Annotated in this window: 19 protein-coding genes and 1 pseudogene; 10 read left to right on the plus strand and 10 right to left on the minus strand. The window is 27.1% G+C overall.

The features are described 5' to 3' along the window. The gene (locus BHAMNSH16_RS13470) at positions 1-660 is read left to right on the plus strand and encodes a hypothetical protein (RefSeq protein WP_008728986.1); all 660 of its coding nucleotides are present in this window, start codon (positions 1-3) and stop codon (positions 658-660) included. Between the two features lie 139 nt (positions 661-799). Here BHAMNSH16_RS13470 and BHAMNSH16_RS13475 read toward each other — a convergent pair whose 3' ends face one another. Next, positions 800-1,771: a tRNA dihydrouridine synthase gene (locus tag BHAMNSH16_RS13475; RefSeq protein WP_008728987.1), complete on the minus strand. Its 972-nt coding sequence runs from the start codon at positions 1,769-1,771 to the stop codon at positions 800-802. A gap of 154 nt (positions 1,772-1,925) precedes the next feature. On the opposite strand from BHAMNSH16_RS13475, the gene BHAMNSH16_RS13480 reads away from it, so the two are divergent. The 3 genes and pseudogenes from BHAMNSH16_RS13480 (at position 1,926) to BHAMNSH16_RS13490 (ending at position 6,403) form a co-directional block, all read left to right on the plus strand. Then, complete coding sequence (locus tag BHAMNSH16_RS13480; protein ID WP_069731822.1) at positions 1,926-3,698, plus strand: GAF domain-containing SpoIIE family protein phosphatase; 1,773 nt, start codon at positions 1,926-1,928, stop codon at positions 3,696-3,698. A gap of 48 nt (positions 3,699-3,746) precedes the next feature. Next, positions 3,747-4,739 (plus strand): annotated as a pseudogene (locus BHAMNSH16_RS13485) (hypothetical protein); the annotation flags it as partial. Positions 4,740-4,915: 176 nt separating this feature from the next. Further along, complete coding sequence (locus tag BHAMNSH16_RS13490; RefSeq protein ID WP_069731820.1) at positions 4,916-6,403, plus strand: hypothetical protein; 1,488 nt, start codon at positions 4,916-4,918, stop codon at positions 6,401-6,403. A gap of 197 nt (positions 6,404-6,600) precedes the next feature. Here BHAMNSH16_RS13490 and BHAMNSH16_RS13495 read toward each other — a convergent pair whose 3' ends face one another. From BHAMNSH16_RS13495 to BHAMNSH16_RS13535, 9 genes are all read right to left on the minus strand, one after another. Continuing rightward, complete coding sequence (locus BHAMNSH16_RS13495) at positions 6,601-7,272, minus strand: DUF4405 domain-containing protein (RefSeq protein ID WP_069731819.1); 672 nt, start codon at positions 7,270-7,272, stop codon at positions 6,601-6,603. 116 nt (positions 7,273-7,388) lie between these two features. Then, the gene (locus BHAMNSH16_RS13500; protein ID WP_069731818.1) at positions 7,389-8,858 is read right to left on the minus strand and encodes a flavodoxin; all 1,470 of its coding nucleotides are present in this window, start codon (positions 8,856-8,858) and stop codon (positions 7,389-7,391) included. A 108-nt stretch (positions 8,859-8,966) separates the two neighbouring features. Further along, positions 8,967-9,416, minus strand: a complete 450-nt coding sequence (locus BHAMNSH16_RS13505) for a (R)-mandelonitrile lyase (RefSeq protein WP_013112976.1) — start codon at positions 9,414-9,416, stop codon at positions 8,967-8,969. 34 nt (positions 9,417-9,450) lie between these two features. After that, on the minus strand, positions 9,451-9,960 hold the full coding sequence (locus tag BHAMNSH16_RS13510; protein ID WP_069731817.1) for a flavodoxin: 510 nt from the start codon (positions 9,958-9,960) through the stop codon (positions 9,451-9,453). A 316-nt stretch (positions 9,961-10,276) separates the two neighbouring features. After that, entirely contained in the window at positions 10,277-11,254 is a 978-nt protein-coding gene (locus BHAMNSH16_RS13515) for an aldo/keto reductase (protein WP_008726755.1), read from the minus strand. Between the two features lie 638 nt (positions 11,255-11,892). After that, positions 11,893-12,813, minus strand: a complete 921-nt coding sequence (locus tag BHAMNSH16_RS13520) for an aldo/keto reductase (RefSeq protein WP_008731748.1) — start codon at positions 12,811-12,813, stop codon at positions 11,893-11,895. A 100-nt stretch (positions 12,814-12,913) separates the two neighbouring features. After that, positions 12,914-13,759: an aldo/keto reductase gene (locus BHAMNSH16_RS13525; RefSeq protein WP_008731751.1), complete on the minus strand. Its 846-nt coding sequence runs from the start codon at positions 13,757-13,759 to the stop codon at positions 12,914-12,916. Between the two features lie 275 nt (positions 13,760-14,034). Then, the gene (locus tag BHAMNSH16_RS13530) at positions 14,035-14,505 is read right to left on the minus strand and encodes a cyclophilin-like fold protein (protein ID WP_069731479.1); all 471 of its coding nucleotides are present in this window, start codon (positions 14,503-14,505) and stop codon (positions 14,035-14,037) included. Between the two features lie 12 nt (positions 14,506-14,517). After that, entirely contained in the window at positions 14,518-14,904 is a 387-nt protein-coding gene (locus BHAMNSH16_RS13535) for a MerR family transcriptional regulator (protein ID WP_008731630.1), read from the minus strand. A gap of 314 nt (positions 14,905-15,218) precedes the next feature. On the opposite strand from BHAMNSH16_RS13535, the gene BHAMNSH16_RS13540 reads away from it, so the two are divergent. The 6 genes from BHAMNSH16_RS13540 to BHAMNSH16_RS13565 are packed head-to-tail and all read left to right on the plus strand — an operon-like array spanning position 15,219 to position 19,343. Then, a complete protein-coding gene (locus tag BHAMNSH16_RS13540) occupies positions 15,219-15,923 on the plus strand; it encodes a beta-ketoacyl synthase chain length factor (protein ID WP_069731480.1) in 705 nt (234 codons plus the stop codon). 50 nt (positions 15,924-15,973) lie between these two features. Continuing rightward, positions 15,974-16,234 (plus strand): phosphopantetheine-binding protein, encoded by a 261-nt coding sequence (locus BHAMNSH16_RS13545; RefSeq protein WP_008725666.1) that lies wholly within the window; start codon positions 15,974-15,976, stop codon positions 16,232-16,234. A gap of 8 nt (positions 16,235-16,242) precedes the next feature. After that, positions 16,243-17,589 (plus strand): AMP-binding protein, encoded by a 1,347-nt coding sequence (locus BHAMNSH16_RS13550; protein WP_069731481.1) that lies wholly within the window; start codon positions 16,243-16,245, stop codon positions 17,587-17,589. Between the two features lies 1 nt (position 17,590). Further along, positions 17,591-17,935: an ApeI family dehydratase gene (locus tag BHAMNSH16_RS13555; RefSeq protein WP_069731482.1), complete on the plus strand. Its 345-nt coding sequence runs from the start codon at positions 17,591-17,593 to the stop codon at positions 17,933-17,935. A gap of 10 nt (positions 17,936-17,945) precedes the next feature. Next, a complete protein-coding gene (locus BHAMNSH16_RS13560) occupies positions 17,946-18,908 on the plus strand; it encodes an LpxL/LpxP family acyltransferase (protein WP_069731483.1) in 963 nt (320 codons plus the stop codon). Positions 18,909-18,911: 3 nt separating this feature from the next. Then, a complete protein-coding gene (locus BHAMNSH16_RS13565; RefSeq protein ID WP_008732429.1) occupies positions 18,912-19,343 on the plus strand; it encodes an acyl-CoA thioesterase in 432 nt (143 codons plus the stop codon). Position 19,344: the final 1 nt, after the last annotated feature.

Below are 19,344 nucleotides of genomic sequence, written 5' to 3' on the forward strand. Positions count from 1 at the left end.
ATGTTTAAATCATGTAAAATAATATTTATAAGTTTATTGTTAATGTTATTAAGTCAAATTTCTTATGCTGATATAGGAGGCTTTGAGATAATAGCAAATATACCTATAGGGGCTGGGGTAACAATTTATGAACCATATTCAAAATTTAATAACGGAGGAAATTTTCAAATAGGAATAGAGGCTGATATAGGATATATGTTTAATATAAGAGAAAATATGGGGGTAAGTCTGCTTGGTTCTTTGGGATATGGTTTTACAGGATTCAGTTATTCAAAAGGTAATGATATTAATTTTAAAAGTTATGTGCATGATATTTACATAGGTTTTTATCCTAAATTTAATATACAGGGATTTTCTATAGGTATTAATTCCGGAGTAAAATTCGGAGTAGCTTCTTTTTCTTCATTAAAAAATTCTAGTTCAGAAATAAAAACAGAAACTAAAATCGAGCCTAGAACATATATAAAAGGCACTTTTGATTATTCTTTCTTTTTTGATGATAATAATGCTTTGAATATAGGACTTTATATAGGTTATGATTGGGGCTTTAAATGGGGGCAGGCTATATCAGCTTCAAGTATTTCATCAGGAGACAGCTATGAAAATTTAGATATAGGTGTTCAAGTAGGCTATAGATTTGGTCCAAGATTTGGGGAATAGACTTGTTTCAAAATTGCTTGACAGTATCATACATGAATTTTAGAATTTATAAATTATAAAAAATAATAGTTTATACAATAATAAAACATTATGTTTTATTATTTAAAAATTAGATAATTGGAACAAATCTATTATAATATCATTCTATTATAATTTTATCTAATATTTTAAATAATTCTTCTTTGCTTTCGCATTTCATAAGTTCTATTTTATTTTCCATTCTATATCCTGTTAGATATTTCATAACGAATTTACGCATAAAATGTATTCCGCTTACTTCTCCATAAAGTTCGCAGCATCCGTTTATATGTTCTTTTATTATATTTTTTAATTTATCTTCTTCTCTCATTTTATATTCGTTATTATCTTCAAATATAGTATTGAGTTCTACAAATATCCAAGGATTTCCAATAGCACCGCGTCCTACCATTATTCCATCTACTTTAGAAATATTGAATGCTTTTAGTGCATCTTCTTTGTTTTTGATATCTCCATTTCCTATTAAAATATAATCTTTACCTAATGCTTCTTTAACTTTTGCTATTGCCTCCCAATCAGCAGTTCCTCTGTACATATCGCTTGCATATCTTCCATGCAGTGCTAGAAAGCAAGCTCCGTTTTCTTTCATGGCTAATGCTCTTTCTATTTCTCCGCCTTCGCCTCTTTTTAGTCCTAATCTTATTTTTACGCTCACCGGAAGAGGCGATACACTTTTTACAGCATTTAATATTGAAATCATTTTATCAGTATCTTCTAAAAGTCCTGCTCCGCCATTATTTTTTACAACTTTTTTTGTAGGACATCCCATATTTATATCTATAAAGGAAAAACCTTTTAAATCTGTTATCTCTATAGCTCTTTTATAATCATCTTCATTTGCTCCGAATAGCTGAAGCGATATAGGGTATTCATCTTCTTTATGCTCCATATATATGTATGTTTTTTTTACCTGTCTTGCTAAAGCAGCAGCACTCACTAGTTCTGTTATTAAAAGTCCTGCTCCGAATTTCCTTGATAATCTTCTAAATACATAGTCCGTATATCCGGCCATAGGAGCTAAGAAGAATCTCGATGGTATATTAACACCTTCTATTAATATATTTTTTTTCATGTTTTCCTTAAATTAAATGAATTAAAATTTTGATATAATATAACAATTAATTGAAAAACTTCAAGAGTATAAAAAGACTAAATATATGTTGACTATAAAATACTCTATGATATAATAAAATGGTGGGTACTAACTAATATACTAGAGGTAATTTGTGGATATATATGATATAGTTGACGATCCGGAAAAACAGTTGGAAGTATTTTCCGGAATTATTAAAAGAATGAATTCAAGTAATGATCATGATGAAACTTTAATTACTATTATATCTGAAATAAAAACTATAATGTATACAGATTCTATACTATTATATTTAGTAGATCAGGAATTATATAATTTGCATTATGAAATGTCCATAGGTCCTCTTGGAAGCAAATTTTTTGGCAATATCATAGACAGCGAGAAGCCTTTGTCTGTTAGGGCATATACTACATCTTGCTCTCTATATTCTAATGATCCTCAGGAAGATTCTGCTTTTATACCTATGAAAGAGGTTTTAGGAGAGGAATTGAAGAATATATTATTTGTACCTCTAAAAGTAAGAAAAAAAAATATAGGTTCTTTATTTTTAATCAATAAAAAGAATGGTAAATTTATAGAAAAAGATACTGTTGTAATGTCATTATTTGCAAATCTTGTATCTTTAGCTTTAGTTAACAAAATGGTATATGACAGAGCACAGTCCAGAGCTTATGAGGTTGGTGCTTTGTATCAGATGTCTATATCTATTAATAAATGCGAAACTATAGAAGAAATACTTAATGATAATATAAGTATAGTTTGCGAGGCATTTGAAGCACATAGAGTATCTGTTATATTAAAAGAGAATGGTGTTTTCAAATTTAAGGCGGGGATTGGTATTGATGAAGATGTTCTTAAATACGGAGTTGTAACTGTAGATGATAATGTACTTTCAGAAGTTCTACGCACAGGAAAACCTGTTTATTCTTTTAATGTGGATAAAGATATAAGATTCAGACCTAATAAGAATCTTAGATATACTAGAAATAGTTTTATGGTAGCTCCGATAATGGCTAAGGATGAAATCATAGGCTTTCTTTCAGCAACTGAGAGAAATATTGACAAGGCATATAATTTAAGTAATTTATCATTATTAGAAATGCTTGCTCAGCAGATAGGTGAGAATTACATGCATATACTTTTATCTGAAGAATCTAAAATAAAAGAATCTCTTACAGAAGAAATTAACTTTACAGAGCAGCTTCAAAAAAGCGTACTTCCTAAAGAGTTTCCAAGCAATGGATTATTTGATATTGCTGCTGTAAGCATACCTAGTAAAAATGTGGGCGGAGATTTCTACGATTATATAAAAATAAGCGATACTAAATATGCTTTAGTTATAGCCGATGTATCAGGAAAAGGCTTAGGTGCCGGATTTTTTATGACTATGACTCGTTCCATACTTAGAGTGTATTTTTCTGAAATGGATGATCCTTCCAAAATATTAGAAGCTACTAATAAACATATTTATAAAGATTCTAATAATGGTATGTTTGTTACTTGTTTTTTGGTTGTTATTGATACAGAAAATAAAACTCTTACATATTCTAATGCGGGACATTTAACTCAGTATTTACTAAAAAAATATGAAATCAGCACTTTAGATTCTATACTTGAAATGCATACACATGGCAAGCCTCTTGGTTTTATTGAAAATGCTACTTATCAAAATAAGCAGATTTCTTATTCTAGTTCTGATACTATCATATTATTTACAGACGGAATAACAGAAACTTTCAATAAATCTGAAGAAGAATATGGAGAGGAAAGACTTAAAAATATTCTTAAAAATGACTATGATGATGCTAAAGAATTAGTTGATGATATAGTAAATGAAACTGTTTCATTTAGAGGAAAGACTCCTCAGTTTGATGATATTACTCTTTTGGTTGCTAGATTATTATAATTGACTTATACTTGTCAATATATTTTATTAAATTAAAAGGATGTATTTATGAAAAAAATATTTGTATTAATTACCATTATGTCTTTATCTATAATTCAATGCGGTAATAAAACTGATAATCAAACTACTCCTAATAACAATGTTAATACAAATGAAGCAGTACAGTCAAATGAAACTATACCAGCAGAAAAAATATTATCACAGGAAGATGCAGCATTTTTGGATAAGGTAAAGAATAAAATAATTATAAGCGGCAGTGCTAAATACACTTTCAAAGATAACGGTGATATAGAATATGTATTTGAGTATGGAAGTTATAGAGAAGATAAAAATTATATATTTGAATCTTCAAAAGACTCAACTAATGCTTATTATTATGAACTTTATAATATACAGGATAAGTACGAAAAAGGACCAAGTAATATAGCTACAAATTATAAAGGCTTTTCTGTAAAAAATGGAATTCTTTATGAAGATAATTATCAAGGATATGAGGGCGATCCTAATGAAACTATAATGAGTAAATGGGAAAAAGAAAATTATTATTCTAATTACTATTACAGAGAAGTAAAAGAAAATCCTAACTTTGATAATTTCCCTTATGAGAATAAAGCAGATGTAACTTTTCAGGAATATAATGAAAGAATGGAAGGTATATTAATATCAGAATCAGATTACAGACCGGAAGAAGTAGGGGATATTAATACTTATAATTTTGACGGTATATATTCAAATAATAATTCTTCTATAGAATTAAAGAAAAATGATGACGGAACATTCTATTTCTATGCTGTTAACATAATTACAGATGAAAATGGACAAACAGTAACTAATATTCAAAGCACAGATACAGATAAAATGGTATTAGAAGAAAATCAGTATGTTGAACCTTATTGCGGTATAGGTTCTCAGACTTTAGATTATGAAGAGGTTGTAGGTGCTGATGGAGGTTATATTATATCTATTCAGCCTATGAGTGCTGATACTATTATGGTAACAGAGCCTAACGGAAGCTATGGATTTAGCGGAGTGTTTAAAAAGAAATCTAATTAATTTTTATTTATTTTGAAATGTAAAGGCTTTATCAAATTTTATGTTGGTAAGGCCTTTTTATTTTATATGAATTTTTTAATATATACATAATTAATAATACTTATATTGAAATAAATACATGTACATAGTATACTTGTTTTTATAATATGATTTAAGGAAAAACTATGAAGAAAATATTTTTATTCATTACAGTAATGTCTTTAATTATAATTCAATGCGGTAATAAAACTGATAATCAAACTACTCCTAATAACAATGTTAATACAAATGAAGCAGTACAGTCAAATGAAACTATACTAGGAGTAACAGTAGAAATATTATCACAGGCAGATGAAGCATTTTTAGAAAAGGTAAAAAATAAAATCATTATAAGTGGCAGTGCTAAATACACTTTCAAAGATAACGGTGATATAGAATATATATATGATTCTGGAAGTTATAGAGAGGATAAAAATTATATCTTTGAATCTTCAAAAGATGGAACTAATGCTTATTATTATGAACTTTATAATATACAGGATAAGTACGAAAAAGGGCCAAGTAATATTGCTACAAATTATAAAGGATTTTCTGTAAAAAATGGAATTCTCTATGAAGATAATTATCAAGGTTATGAAAGCGATCCTAATGAAACTATAATTACTAAATGGGAAAAAGAAAATTATTATTCTAATTACTACTACAGAGAAGTAAAAGAGAATCCTAATTTTGATAATTTTCCTTATGAGAATAAATCAGATGTAACTTTTCAGGAATATAATGAAAGAATGGAAGGTATATTAATATCAGAATCAGATTACAGACCGGAAGAAGTAGGCAATATTAATACTTATAATTTTAATAATGTATATACAAATGGTTATAATGCTTCTATAGAATTAAAGAAAAACAATGATGAAACTTTCTATTTTTATGCTATTAATATAACTATAGATGAAAATGGACAAACAGTAACTAATATTCAAAGCACAGATACAGATAAAATGGTATTAGAAGAAAATCAGTATGTCGAACCTTATTGCGGTATAGGTTCTCATACTTTAGATTATGAAGAGACTGTAGGAATGGATGGAGGTTATATTATATCTATTCAGCCTATAAGTGCTGATACTATTATTGTAACAGAGCCTAATGGAAGCTATGGATTTACTGGTATATATAAAAAAACTCCTGAAGTAATAAATGCTGATGATAAAAGCACTAAAGAAAAGGCGTATTATAATGCTTGCAGATGGTATGCTGAAAATTACAGTGAATTAAATGATATTTTTAATAAAATTGTAGATTTTGATTTTGAGGGCGGCGGATATTATGAGATTAATATAGAGAATGTATATCTTTATGTATCCAAATTTGAAAACTCTGGATATTTTTCTGACAATTATATTAAAAATTTAGAAAATAGTTTTGAAGAAATAAAAAAGCATTTGGAAGAAAATAAACAAAGTGATGGAACTGTTGAGGGCATGGAAGCAGACTGGTTTTTAGCTACACAGGAGATTGATTATTATCTTAATATTATAACTAATGAAATGACGCTTAAAGATATAGTAAATTATGATGAAGATTCTCTATGCATAAGTAATGAGGTAGGAGAGTCTGTAATTTTAGAAGTTAAAAAATATGGTGATGAATGGCTGATTGAAAAATAAATAAACATGAGCAAATAGTATAAAAACTTTAAGGCTTTATCAATTATTTATTGGTAAAGCCTTTTTATAGATAGATAATGATAATACTCATATTGAAATAAATACATCTATATAGTATACTTATTTTTATAATATGATTTAATGAATATATAGAAGAAAACATTTTTATTAATGATAATAATGTATTTAATTATAACTCAATAATGTTTATTTAATTTTTTATTCATCTTGTATGAAACTATAAAAATTAAATGTACTATTTGAGAAGCTCCTATAGTCATCATTATATACTGAAAATAAAAATATAAATCATAAAATGAATGATTTTCTTTAGGTATAAGGAAGATAGAGTTAATAATTCCGCTTGTTATAAAAGAGTATACTCCCAAAAATAAAACTATTAAAAATAAAACAATATAAATGTATTTTAAATATGTATCTTTCACTTTTATATATATGCTTCTGAAAATATTGTTGGTATGAAGTCCTAAATGAAATATCATAAGTACAAATCCAGACGATGTTGATACTACATGCAAATTCCTTGCAAACTGATTAGCTATGAAAGGAGAGAATGCAAATATATCTCCAGACATCATTATAGAACTTACTGCCATTACAATCATATCAAAAAATAATAAAAAATTAATAGTTATAAATAGTTTTTTTATAAAGCCGTATTTTCCTTTTGTAATGCTTCCATACCATTTTATATTTAATAGATGATGAAGTATAAATAAAATAAATAGAGTAAAACCAAATATACCATGAAGAAATAAACCTCTCCCGGGTCTATAGCTCATAAGATAAATAAATATAATATACATTAGAATATCTATTATAATTTTTATTATTTTTTTTAATTTCATTAACAGTCTGCCTTATTAAATTTCTTACTTAACTCCCAATACTTTTATAAATATTTGGAGTATATAAACTATATAAATAAAAGGAAAATAAAAAAAATTTTATGTAAAAATTCAAATTATATTTCATTTATGGCATTTAATTTTAACCACTCAGAAATTCTATTTTCTAATTCTCTTCCTCCAGAATAATTAAACTCTAAAGCTAATCCTACATAAGCATCTGGTATAAGTTTAGCCAAATCGGAAACACTTTCTCCAAACATAGTACCCCCATGACTGCTGAATGTAATAACACTTTTTCCCGAAAAATCATATTCTTTTATAAATGAAAATACAGGCATCGGCATAGTAGCCCACCAAGTAGGGTAGCCCAAAAGTATTATATCGTACTTTTCCATATTTTGAACATGATCTGTTAATTCTGGATATACATTATTATTTAAATCTATCTGAGATGTTTCATATATGTTTCCTCTTCCTCTGTATGGGGTCTTCATTTTTATTTCTATTATATCAGCCCCAGTTTTTTCTTTTATAATCTCAGCAGCGTTTCTGGTATTTCCAGAATAAGAAAAATAAGCTATTAATATTTTAGGGTTTTGAGGTATTTTTATATTTAGAGAATAAGCTGTTTCTATAATGTCATTAATAGGTTTTGCATTTCTTGCTATTCTAAATCCTGTATTTCTGTCTGTGCTTAAAGGATTGCATGCAGAACGATATGCAGCTCTTAAATGTTTGGCAAAGTCAATATAGCTTCCGCCTCTGCTTACTCTTAAAGAACCGTTTTGATTACCATAAGGATTGTTATTATTTTCTGTATCATATTCTCCGTAATAATCAAAGCACCATTCTGATACATTGCCATGCATATTATAAAGCCCGAATTGATTAGGACTTAAACTATTTACTTCTAATGTTCTTCCTCTATAACGGCTTGTTTTTACATCAGGGTTATGAGGGTTAACATAATTTTCTTCTATAAGATACGGATAGCTTCCTTCAAAGTTGGCATTATCGCTTGTAATATGATTAAGAGAATTAAATACTGTTCTTGTAGCAGCTCTTGCGGCATATTCCCATTCTGCTTCAGTTAAAAGTCTGTATCCATTAGCATTTCTATTCCATTTTACTGTATTCCCTTCTATGGTATATGCTGGAGTAAGTCCTTTGGCTTTGCTTAAAGCATTACAGTACTCTATAGCATCATACCAAGTAACATTTTCTACGGGAAGATTTTCACCTTTAAAATGGCTTGGATTTTTACCCATAATATTTTGATAATCCTTTTGAGTAACTTCATACGGATCTATATAAAAAGGGTTTATCACAACTTCATGTAAAACTTCATCTTTATCACGCTGTCTTTCAGTATCTGGGCTTCCCATCATGAAACTTCCGCCTTCTAATAATATCAAATTATCATTTATCATTTTTTCATCCCCTGAATTATTTGCCTGTGTGTTTACTTCCTGAGCAAAAACCTGCTGATTTTGAATTATATTATTCTCTGATTTGTTTAATGCATAAAAAACTATTACAGCTATAATCAGAACAGATATTGATAGTATTTTTTTATTTTTCATAATTTCCTCCTTTTTTTAAATTAAAAATGAAGTTTATAATATATTTTACTAATATTTATTTAAGATTAAAAAATTATGTAGAAAAAGTTATAGAATAAAAATCAAATATTATTTTTTATTATTTTTATAAGCATTATATTCTTCATCAGTAACATGTTCTAACCAAGTAACATTATTACCGTCTTTATCGCCTGTTATTGCAATATGCTTCATTCTGCAGTCTGGAGAGGCTCCATGCCAATGTTTTTTATCTTTAGGGCAGTAAAGTGCTTCTCCCTCATGAAACTCTAAAATCTCTCCTCCCTCTTCCTGAGTAAGTCCTATGCCTTCAACTACTATCAAATGCTGTCCGCATGGGTGAGTATGCCATGCACTTCTTGCACCTGCTTCAAATGTTACATAGGCTACAGAAAAGTGAGAATCTTCATTAGCATCTGTTAATAATTCTACTTCAACATCGCCTGTGAAACATTCCTTTGAACCTTTAAATTTTCTTCCTTCTCCTTTTTTTATAAATACTGTTTTTTCTGGTGCTTTTTGGTATTCATAATCTGACATTTTATTTCTCCTTATTTTTTAATTATTAAATTTTTTATTTTACATTTATTTTTATATTTTTAATCCATTTTTCTATTTCGCTTTCTGAATTATTTATACTGCTTGTATTTCCATATACGCTTAATATTTTTCCAACATGTTTTGATTTAGTTAATTTTTCTATATCTGTTCTTATTATACCAGCTCCGCCTCCTCCATGCGTACAGAAAGGCATAATAATTTTATTAGAAAAGTCAAAACTGCTTATAAAAGATCCTACAGGACTTGCTATTGTATTCCACCAATTGGGACTTCCTATAAATATAACATCATAATCATCTATGCTTACAATATTGTTTTTTAGTTTTGGTTTATGATTATTTTTTATATCTCTTTTAGCTTCGTCTAGTACTTTATTATAGTTTGATGAGTATGGTTTTTCTGGTTCAGTATAGAAGAAGTCTATTTTTACATTTTGAAATTCTGATTTTAAAACTTTTACTATAAGTTCAGCAAGTTTTTTAGTATTTGCTGAATGCGAATAATATGCTATTAATATTTTCATAATTGCTCCTATTGTTGCTAATAAAAATTGTTCGCCCGCTTTGCGTGCCTTTGGCAAAGTATCTGATAAATAAATTTATCAGATGCTCACAATTTTTATGGTTATTGCTAATAAAAATTGTTCGCTGCTTTGCGTGTCTTTGGGATAGTATCTGCTAAATAAATTTAGCAGATGTTCACAATTTTCATGGTTATTGCTAATAAAAATTGTTTGCCGCTTTGCGTGTCTTTGGCATAGTATCTGCTAAATAAATTTAACAGACGCCCGAAATTTTTATATTTATTGCTATCAATAAACTTATTCTTAAATTAATTCTTTATTTTCCTACTATCTCTAAATGCTCCTTTGGATATCTCTCTCCGTATATTTTTATGCTTGAAATAGCTTTATTAATATCTTCTAATTCCTCTTTGCTAAACTCTACATTGACAGAAGCTATATTCTCTCTTAATCTCTCTATTTTTCTTGTTCCGAATATTGGTACTATAAATGGTTTTTGATGCACTACCCAAGCTAATGCTATTTGAGATTTTGTTACATTTTTTCTTCTTGCTATATCTTCCAAAACTTCAACTAAAGTATAATTATCTTTTATATTTTCTTTTTGAAATCTAGGAATAGAGCTTCTAAAATCATTATTTGAAAAGTCTGAAGCATTATTAAATCTTCCTGTCAAAAAACCTTTACCTAAAGGTGAGAAAGGTACAAAACCAATATTTAATTTTTCTAACAACGGTATAAGTTCCTTTTCTGGCTCTCTCCACATTATAGAATATTCGCTTTGTATAGCTGTCAATTTGCATACTTCATCAGCTTTTTTTATAGTATTAATACCTGCTTCAGAAATTCCCCAATGTTTTATTTTACCTTCTTTTATTAAATCTTTCATTGTATCGGCTGCCTCTTCTATTGGAGTATTAGGATCAACTCTATGAATATAGTACAAATCAATACAGTCCGTTTTAAGTCTTTTTAATGAACCTTCCAATGATTTTATTATAGTTTCTCTTTTAGCATTAAGTACAGGTTTGCCATTTACAGTTTTTATTCCGCATTTTGTAGCTATTACAACTTTATCTCTGTATTTTTCTAATGCCTCTCCTACAACCTCTTCATTTTTGTATGGACCGTAAGCCTCTGCCGTATCAAAAAAATTAATACCCAATTCTATAGCCTCATGTATAACGGATATTAATTCTCTTTTGTCATAATGCTCATCATACACGACACCATATCCCATACAGCCTAAACCTATTTCTGATACTTCCAAATTACCTAATTTTCTTTTTTGCATAATTGCTCCTATTATTACTAATAAAAATTGTTCGCTTCAATCACCTGCTAAATAAATTTAGCAGGTGCTCACAATTTTTATGGTTATTACTAATAAAAATTGTTCGCTTCAATCACCTGCTAAATAAATTTAGCAGGTGCTCACAATTTTTATGGTTATTACTAATAAAAATTGTTCGCTTCAATCACCTGCTAAATAAATTTAGCAGGTGCTCACAATTTTTATGGTTATTACTAATAAAAATTGTTCGCTTCAATCACCTGCTAAATAAATTTAGCAGGTGCTCACAATTTTTATGGTTATTACTAATAAAAATTGTTCGCTTCAATCATCTGCTAAATAAATTTAGCAGGTGCTCACAATTTTTATGGTTATTGCTAATAAAAATTGTTCACTCGCTTTGCGTGCCTTTGGCAAATTATCTGCCAAATAAATTTAAGAGATGCTCACAATTTTTATGGTTGTTGTTAATAAAAATTTCGGGCTTAAAGGCTCTTAAAAGACACCAAAAATTTTTATATTTCTTGCTATAAATAAACTCCTTAAAAATTAACTAGTACCCAACTACATAATTTTTTATTTACTTAAAAAATATGTACTTTAAAAACTCTATATATAAACCACATCTCAATTAATTTTTAATACCAATCATGTTTTTCATCACGATTTAATTCTGCTATTTTCTTCATATCTTCATCACTTAATTCAAAATCATATATTTCTGTATTTTCTATTATATGTTCTCTATTACTAGAGCCAGGTATTACAATTACTTCTCTTTGCAAATTCCATCTTAATATAATTTGTGCAACTGACTTATTATATTTTTTAGCAATATCTTTTAATACTTTATCATTTAAAAGTTCTCTCTGATGTCCTCTTCCTCCCAAAGGATACCAGCCTTGAACAGCTATACCCAAACTTTGAATATACTCTATAACATTAGTATCCTGATAATAGGGGTGTATTTCATTCTGAACCAAAGCAGGCATTACACTTATTTTAGGAAGAAACTCTTTTAATTCTTTTATGTACCAATTAGAAAGTCCAATAGAGCGAATCTTTCCCTCTTTCACAGCTTTTTCCATAGCCTTGTATGCTTCAACATCATTTAGACCCGGGTGATGAAGAAGCATCATATCAATATACTCAACATCCAATTTTTTTAATGCCTCATTTATAGCATTTTCTGCATCACTGTATTGATTAGGATATAATTTTGTAATAATAAAAATGTCTTTTCTATCAACCTTTGAATCTCTTACAGCTCTTCCTACTTCTTCTTCATTTCTGTATATATAGGCAGTATCAATTAACCTTACGCCATTTTGTAAAGCAAAAAGTATAGAATTGTAGCATTCGTCATTTAATAGACTGTATGTTCCTATTCCATTTAATGGTATTTCATATCCGCTGTTTAGTTTTGCCCTTTTTGTATTGAAATTAAAAACTACTTTATTGTTTTCCATATTAGTATTTGCCTCTGCTTTTTTGTTTAATGAAAATATTGTTATAATTGAAATAAAAATAAATAACAAACCAAAAAATACTTTTTTCATTGTTTATCCTTTTTATTAATTTATAAACTATATACACCTATAGTGCATTACTATATTTGTTTATTTCTATGTAAGAAATTTATAATTAAGTTACAAACTATCAAATTTTATAATTGCATAAATATTTTACAGTTTCAATATCAGTATGCGATAAAAATAAACTATTTTTTTTATCTAGCTTTAATATTTCATTCATATCATTATCATCTAATTCAAAATCAAACACATTAAAATTTTCTATAATTCTTTCTTTATGAACACTTTTAGGTATGACAACAACATTTCTTTTTATAAGCCAATTTAATATAACCTGAGCAACAGTTTTATTATGTTTTTTTGCTATTTTTGTAAGTGTTTCATTAGTAAACATATTATTTCTTCCTTCAGCAAAAGGTGCCCAAGATTCTATTTGAATTCCGTATTCTTTCATAAGTTTATTGTCTTCTTCTCTTTGGAAAAATGGATGAGTTTCTATTTGATTAATCATAGGAGCTATTTTATTATGCATAACTAAATCTAATAATCTGTCTGGATAAAAATTACAAACTCCTATAGCTTTAATTTTTCCCTCATTATATAAATCTTCCATAGCCCTCCAAGAACCATAATAATCACCGAAGGGCTGATGTATCAAATATAAATCCAAATAATCTAAACCAAGTTTTTCCATAGATACTTCAAAAGCCTTTTTAGCGTTATCATATCCTGCATCTGTTATCCATAATTTAGTAGTGATGAATAATTCTTTTCTGTTAATACCGCTTTCTTTTATAGCATCACCAACAGCTTTTTCATTAAAATATGCTGAGGCAGTATCTATCAATCTGTATCCTGCTTCGATGGCATTTAATACTGATTTTTTGCATTCTTCATAATCTGGTATTTGAAAAACACCAAATCCTAATATAGGCATTTCAAGTCCATTATTTAATTTTACAGTTTTCATACTTGCTCCTATTGTTGCTATCAATAAACTCGCTTAAAATTTCTAGCAGCTGAAGTTGCTAGAAGCTCGTTTATTTCATTATTGCTAATAAAAATTGTTCACCTTTGGCAGATTATCTTTTAAATAAATTTAACCCATTCTCATAATTTTTATATTTGTTGCTATCAATAAACTCGCTTAAATTTTGTTGCTAAAAGACTGTTTATTTATCAATTATTTTAAAATTATAGCATTAGAGTTCACTCCAATGTCAATAGTTGTTTTTATAATTTTTTTTAATTTTCACTAGCGACACTAAAAGTTATTTCTATACTTCCTCTCCCAAGTGCTTCTTTTAAACCTTCTGTATTTTCTATATATCCAAGTCTTGTATAACTGTATGAAGTTCTAAAACTCTCATAAAATAATACTATGCAGTTATTGCCATATAGTAAAAAATCACCTGTTTTTATGCTTCCTATATTTTCAGTTTTAGTTGTAAGTTTTTTACTTAAATTATAATATTTTTCATTGCTGTTTAACTCATTCATATTAACAGTTAAAGGAAGAAGAGCTAAAAAATCTTTTGCTGTTTGATTATCATATAATTTTAATTTGTATTCTTTATCTTTTATTTTTACATTAACTGAAGTATTTAAAACATTTAAATTTTCCATAGTTGTATTATCTCCGTAAACTGAATAGCATGATATAGATGATATAATAGAAAAAATTAATAAACTAAAAAAATATTTTTTTATTTTCATAAATATTTATCCTTAATCATTATTTTTAAGCATATCTTTTTCATGTACTGAAATTTGATGTCCGTAATTTTCTATTTTTTTATTTAGTTTATCTAAAGTTGCCTGAAGTTCATTTAATTTTTCCTGCATAGCATCTCTTTGACTTACTAAAAGCTGTTTTCTAGCTTCTAATGTAGAATCGCCTTTATTGTATAGCTTTATATATTCTATTATCGATTCTATAGACATTCCAGAGTTTCTCATACATTTTGAGAACTCTATCCATCCTAAATCATAATCAGTATAATTTCTTATTCCGTTTTCACTTCTTCCTACTTCAGGTATTAGCCCTATTCTTTCATAATATCTTAAAGTATCAGCGGATAATTCTGTTTTTTTACTTACTTCTGCTATTGTCATTTATTAATTACCTCCTTTATTTTTGTAGATTATAGCATTGGAGTGCACTCCAATGTCAATATTATTTTTTATATTATTTAGTTTAATTTATTATAGAATTATATCAAATACTTATATATTATGATTATCTATAACTATAAAGTATTATATTTTGAGTTTATTGTGCTAATTTAAATTATAATGAATATCTGCTTTTTTAAACTAAAAGCGTGCAATAACCATGGCTCTTAAACGATTAAACAAGTATATTATAGTTGACTTTATAGGATAATTTTGTATAATAAAAATATTATGATTTTTATTTTAGGAAGTTTATGCTGGATTTAAGTTTTAGAGTTTTGGATTGGGATTTTTTTGCTCCTAATATGGATAAAAAATTTATATTGGAAAATATAAATAATGACATAAAAATTACTTATGGGGACTCTAATCCTGAATTGGATTTTATACCAAAAGCTCAAAAAAGAAGATTAAGCCAAATAACTAAATTTTCTTTTGAATCAGTTAAAAATATTTTAAATGAAAATGATCAGATACCATTTTTTTTTGTATCTAAATATGGAGAAATAAAACAGCAGTATAATATGTCAAAAAAGATAGTTACAGAACATGAGGTATCTCCTGCACTTTTCAGTTTTTCAGTTTTTAATACAGCAGTGGCACAGCTTACTATTTTTTATAAAAATTATAAAAGAGCCATTGCAGTTACATGCTACAATAATTTTATAGATACAGCACTTATACAGGCCATTGCCTTTTTAAAGACTTCTGATAATGATAAAGCTCTTATATTAATAGCTGATGAAAAATTACCGGAAAGCTATGAAGTGATATCAAGAGACGGTAATTATTCATTTGCATTTTCTTGTCTTATTTCTAAAAAAGACCCAAACATCTATATTGATGTAATAGACAGTAATATAAATAAAGATGAAAATTCAATTATCGATTTTATTAAATTTATATCAACAGATACTTCCGATTTAGAATTAGGAAAAATAAAATTAATAAAAAAATAATATATTTTATTGATAGATTTATGTGAAATTATAATTAAGGAGAAAACTATATGAGTATTGAAGATCAAATAAAACAAATCGTTATAGAATCGGCAAATTTGGAAGGTGTATCCATAGAAGATATAGATACAGATGCTCCTTTATTCGGAGATGAATTAGGACTTGATTCTATAGATGCTTTGGAAATAGGCGTTGCTATTAGAAAAAAGTTTAATATCACTTTTTCTGATATAGAAGAAAATAATAAACAATATTTTTATTCTGTTGCAACTTTAGCAAAATATATAAGAGAAAATTCAGACAATAAATAAAAAATATTATGAGAAAATTAAGCAATACAAATTTTTATTCATTAAAAGATTCAGATGATATTTTTCTTATTCATAAGGAAAATAAGAATTTTATAAAGTACAAAGAGTTTGTTTCTGATATAGTTAAAAGTTTAGAATATATTTCTAAATTTGAAGAAGATACTATTACAATATTTATTGAAAATGCATATAGATTTATTTCAGTTATTACTGCCGGATTTATTCTTAAAAAAAGAGTAAATGTTTTAAACAATAATAGCCCTAAATATGTTGAAAGCATAATAGACAGCTCTATGGTTTATATATCAGATACAGAAAAATCGAGTTTAAATTTAGATGAAGTTTTTGAAAGCAAATGTAATGATAAATGGTTTGATGTACTTAAAGAAACAGTAATAGATGAAAATGTATATATCAATTTTTATACCTCAGGCTCTACAGGACATCCTAAACTTATAGAAAAAACTCTTAAGCAGTTTGAAGCTGAGGCAGTTAAAATAGTGAATCAATTTACTGATAATATTAAAGATTCTTTATTTTTGTATACAGTGCCTCATTATCATAGTTATGGTTTTGTTTTTGCTGTGTTGATTCCTTTTATGCTTGAAGTTAGATGTATAAATAATAGAATTAACTATTTAGAGACTGTTAATAATTTTTCAGACTATGAAAAAATTACTATAGTTACTACACCTGCTTTTTTAAAGAGAATAGATGAATCCTCTTTAAAAATAAAGTCTAAATGGTATTTATTTTCTTCTACAGGAATGCTTGAAGAGAAAGTTAATAATCTTTGCAGAGAGATATTTTCTACTGATGTTACAGAAATTTACGGAAGTACTGAGGCTGGTGCTATTGGATACAGAAGAAGAAGTGAAAATCAATTATGGACAAGGCTTAGTGTTGTAAAAATTAAAGTTGATGAAAATGGAAGTATAGAATGCTGCTCAGGATATACTGGTGATGATGTTTGGATACATGTGGGTGATGTTGTGAATATGAAGAATGCAGATGAGTTTGAGCTTTTAGGCAGAGAAGATTCTATAGTAAAAATAGAGGGAAAAAGAATAAGTGTACAGCAGATAGACAGACAAATACTTATGGATAAGCATTTTAAAGACAGTTATACTATATACTGTAAGTCTGATAAAAGAGAATATATTGCTTCTTTTATAGTAATGAATAACAAAAATAGAAATTTGGAAGATATGAAAAAATATGTTATTGATTATTTAAGAGGTTATTTCGAAACGATAGTATTGCCTAAAAAAATATATTTTGTTGATTCTATACCTAGAAGCGAAATCGGTAAAATCGATAGAAAAGCTCTTGATGCTATAATGGAAGGAAATTAATTTGGATAATTATATTGATTATAAAGATTATAAGATAGAAGAAAAAACTTCTGATATGTTTAGAGTAAAAGTTTTTGTAGATGAAAGAATGCCTTATTTTGACGGTCATTTTGAAAACTTTAAACTTTTACCTGCTATAGCTCAGGTTAAAATTACTCTTGATATATGTAAAAGTATTTTTAGCAGAGATTTTTCTGTCAATAAACTTTTAAAATTAAAATTTACAAATATGATTCTTCCAAATACAAATATTTTTATAGAATCTCATTTTTCTGATAATATTATTTCATTTAAAATATATGATAATAATAAAAAATATTCAGACGGCAAATTGTATTTTTCTTAAAGGTTTTCGTATGGCTCATTGGACGGAAGAAAAAGAAATAGGTAAGAGATGGAAAGCATTATTCTCTATATCTGTTTATAAAATTTTAGGAAGAACTTTTGTAATACTTTATCTTATTCCTATAAGTATATTTTATTTTTTTTATTCCAAAACTAGGATGCAGGCTTCCAGAAAATACTTAAAAAAAATGTCTGAATATAATAAAAAAATCAAATCGAATTTTATTTGTTCTTATAAGCATTTACTTTCATTTGTTGTATCTGTTTCAGAAAAATTTTCGGCTTGGAATGGAGATATATCTATAACTGATTTAGTAGTAAAAACTAAGGATAGTTATAATGAAGTTATTGATTTGCTTAATAAAAAAAGGGGAATGATAATATTATTTTCTCATATAGGAAATATTGAACTTTTAAAGGCATTAGCAGCTATTAATGAAGGCAATCCTATAAAAAACTATAAAATAAATATAATAATAGATCCTAAAGTAAATAAAAATGTTAATATAGTTCTCAGTGAGGGTAAGAATAATTCTTCTATAGATTTTATAGATGCTTCTAATATAGGACCTCATACTATAATAAGTATTGAGGATAAATTAAATAATGGTGAGATAGTAGCGATAGCAGGAGACAGAACTAGCAATAAAACTGATAAAGTTAATTATATAAATTTTTTAGGAGAAGAAGCACCTTTTCCATGCGGAGCTTTTTTGATACCTATTTTACTTAGATATCCTGTTTATTATTTCTTTGCTTTGAGAGAGAATGACAAAATACTTTCAAAGAAATATAATTTTTATATATATCCTTCAAAGATAAAATTGAATGATGAAGAATTAAAAAATAGAAAAAAGAAAAATGAAGTTATATTAGAATTAACAAAAGAATTTGCTTCCATTATAGAACAAAAAGCTATAGAATATCCATATCAGTGGTATAATTTTCATGATTTTTGGTATAAAGGGGATTAATTTATGTCAAATAAAAAATATTATTTAGAAAATGATTGTTATATAAAGCCGTCTTTTTATGATTTGGATCCTATGGGTGTTGTTTGGCATGGTAATTATATAAAGTTTATGGAGCAGGCTAGGGAGGCTATGCTTGAAATTATAGATTATAATTATGATATTATGACTTCTAAAGGTGTTATGTGGCCTATAGTAAAATTAGAAATTAAATATATAAATTCTATTAAATTAAATCAAAAGATTAGGATACATACGGCAATTACTGAATATTTAAATGGTATGAGAGTGGAATATACTTTTTATGATGAAAATAATAAAATCATATCAAAATCAAGCACATTGCAAATGCCTATAGATTCAGAAACTAGAAAAGGTTTTTTGAATAATCCTAAAGATTTTATAGATAGAATAGAAAAAATTAATAATAATGGATAAT

The sequence above is a fragment of the Brachyspira hampsonii genome (assembly GCF_002214805.1).
GTDB classification, from domain to species: domain Bacteria; phylum Spirochaetota; class Brachyspiria; order Brachyspirales; family Brachyspiraceae; genus Brachyspira; species Brachyspira hampsonii.

Excerpts from the sequence above, each read along its gene's own strand:
- BHAMNSH16_RS13470 (WP_008728986.1), top strand. The coding sequence starts at position 1 with ATGTTTAAATCATGTAAAATAATATTTATAAGTTTATTGTTAATGTTA.
- BHAMNSH16_RS13475 (WP_008728987.1), bottom strand. The coding sequence starts at position 1,771 with ATGAAAAAAAATATATTAATAGAAGGTGTTAATATACCATCGAGATTC.
- BHAMNSH16_RS13490 (WP_069731820.1), top strand. The coding sequence starts at position 4,916 with ATGAAGAAAATATTTTTATTCATTACAGTAATGTCTTTAATTATAATT.
- BHAMNSH16_RS13495 (WP_069731819.1), bottom strand. The coding sequence starts at position 7,272 with ATGAAATTAAAAAAAATAATAAAAATTATAATAGATATTCTAATGTAT.
- BHAMNSH16_RS13500 (WP_069731818.1), bottom strand. The coding sequence starts at position 8,858 with ATGAAAAATAAAAAAATACTATCAATATCTGTTCTGATTATAGCTGTA.
- BHAMNSH16_RS13505 (WP_013112976.1), bottom strand. The coding sequence starts at position 9,416 with ATGTCAGATTATGAATACCAAAAAGCACCAGAAAAAACAGTATTTATA.
- BHAMNSH16_RS13510 (WP_069731817.1), bottom strand. The coding sequence starts at position 9,960 with ATGAAAATATTAATAGCATATTATTCGCATTCAGCAAATACTAAAAAA.
- BHAMNSH16_RS13515 (WP_008726755.1), bottom strand. The coding sequence starts at position 11,254 with ATGCAAAAAAGAAAATTAGGTAATTTGGAAGTATCAGAAATAGGTTTA.
- BHAMNSH16_RS13520 (WP_008731748.1), bottom strand. The coding sequence starts at position 12,813 with ATGAAAAAAGTATTTTTTGGTTTGTTATTTATTTTTATTTCAATTATA.
- BHAMNSH16_RS13525 (WP_008731751.1), bottom strand. The coding sequence starts at position 13,759 with ATGAAAACTGTAAAATTAAATAATGGACTTGAAATGCCTATATTAGGA.
- BHAMNSH16_RS13530 (WP_069731479.1), bottom strand. The coding sequence starts at position 14,505 with ATGAAAATAAAAAAATATTTTTTTAGTTTATTAATTTTTTCTATTATA.
- BHAMNSH16_RS13535 (WP_008731630.1), bottom strand. The coding sequence starts at position 14,904 with ATGACAATAGCAGAAGTAAGTAAAAAAACAGAATTATCCGCTGATACT.
- BHAMNSH16_RS13540 (WP_069731480.1), top strand. The coding sequence starts at position 15,219 with ATGCTGGATTTAAGTTTTAGAGTTTTGGATTGGGATTTTTTTGCTCCT.
- BHAMNSH16_RS13545 (WP_008725666.1), top strand. The coding sequence starts at position 15,974 with ATGAGTATTGAAGATCAAATAAAACAAATCGTTATAGAATCGGCAAAT.
- BHAMNSH16_RS13550 (WP_069731481.1), top strand. The coding sequence starts at position 16,243 with ATGAGAAAATTAAGCAATACAAATTTTTATTCATTAAAAGATTCAGAT.
- BHAMNSH16_RS13560 (WP_069731483.1), top strand. The coding sequence starts at position 17,946 with ATGGCTCATTGGACGGAAGAAAAAGAAATAGGTAAGAGATGGAAAGCA.
- BHAMNSH16_RS13565 (WP_008732429.1), top strand. The coding sequence starts at position 18,912 with ATGTCAAATAAAAAATATTATTTAGAAAATGATTGTTATATAAAGCCG.